The organism is Agrobacterium sp. M50-1, assembly GCF_049843495.1.
Classification (GTDB): domain Bacteria; phylum Pseudomonadota; class Alphaproteobacteria; order Rhizobiales; family Rhizobiaceae; genus Agrobacterium; species Agrobacterium radiobacter.
The window spans coordinates 1-1,284 of the sequence record NZ_JBBHZH010000020.1 but is presented as its reverse complement, the minus strand read 5'-3'; the positions used below and the strand labels follow the sequence as shown (position 1 = coordinate 1,284).

Annotated in this window: 1 protein-coding gene; it reads left to right on the top strand. The window is 58.0% G+C overall.

What is annotated here, in order from left to right:
• Positions 1 to 84 precede the first annotated feature (84 nt).
• A protein-coding gene (locus WDZ78_RS23275; RefSeq protein ID WP_425674406.1) for an IS3 family transposase occupies positions 85 to 1,223 on the top strand; the annotation gives its coding sequence in 2 pieces (ribosomal slippage) (positions 85 to 343 and positions 343 to 1,223; 1,140 coding nt in all).
• Positions 1,224 to 1,284: the final 61 nt, after the last annotated feature.

Here is a 1,284-nt window from a genome sequence, read left to right as displayed (position 1 = left end):
AGAGGTGGCTCGGGAAATCTGCACAGCGGGGATAAGTGGAATTTCTGCCTGACTTCGGCTTAGATGCCGAGAACAGGAGATACCATGACGAGACGACCGCGCCGGAACCACAGCCCGGCTTTCAAGGCAAAAGTGGCGCTCGCCGCGATCCGAGGAGAGCAGACGCTGGTGGAATTGTCCCAGCAGTTCGACGTGCACGCCAACCAGATCAAGCAGTGGAAAGACCAGTTGCTTGAGGGGGCGACCGGCGTTTTCGGCGATGAAGCGAAACCGGAACCGGCGGGTCCGACCGTCGATGTGAAAACGCTTCACGCCAAGATCGGCGAACTGACCTTGGAGAACGATTTTTTGTCCGGTGCGCTCGGCAAGGCGGGATTGCTGGGCGGAAAGAAATGATCGACCGCGAGCACAAGCTGTCGGTCGTGAGGCAGGCCAGGCTCCTCGGCTTCAGCCGTGGCAGCGTCTACTATTGTCCGCGTCCGGTATCCGATGGCGATCTTGCCCTGATGCGCCGGATCGACGAACTGCATCTCGAATATCCGTTCGCGGGAAGTCGGATGTTGCAATGGCTTTTGAAGGGAGATGGTCTGGAGGCTGGGCGGCTGCACGTCGCCACGCTGATGAAGAAGATGGGTATAGAGGCGATCTATCGTCGCCCGAACACGTCAAAACCAGCGCCAGGTCACAAAATCTATCCCTACCTCCTGCGCAAGCTGGCGGTTACCCGGCCCAATCAGGTATGGGCGATGGACCTGACCTATATCCCCATGGCGCGTGGTTTTGTCTATCTCTGCGCCGTCGTGGACTGGTTCAGCCGTCGGGTTCTGTCGTGGCGATTATCGATCACGATGGAGGCGGACTTCTGTATCGAAGCGGTCGAGGAGGCGCTGGCTCGCTATGGAAAGCCGGACATATTCAACACCGATCAGGGATCGCAGTTCACATCCATCGACTTCACGGCGGTGCTGAAGAAAGGTGAGATTGCCATCTCGATGGACGGCAAGGGCGCGTGGCGGGACAATGTCTTCGTCGAAAGGCTTTGGCGGTCGATCAAATACGAAGAGGTCTACCTCCATGCCTACAAGACCGTGTCCGAGGCCCGCGCGGGGATCGGTCGTTATCTGAACTTTTACAACACTCGACGTCCACATTCGTCTCTTGACCGGCAGACGCCGGATCAGGCTTACTTCAACGCGCTGGCACCGATGATGGTGGCGGCATAATCGAGGCGGAAACCCACTTAACGAAACGCCCGGAACTGTTCAAACAAACCGAGCCACCTCT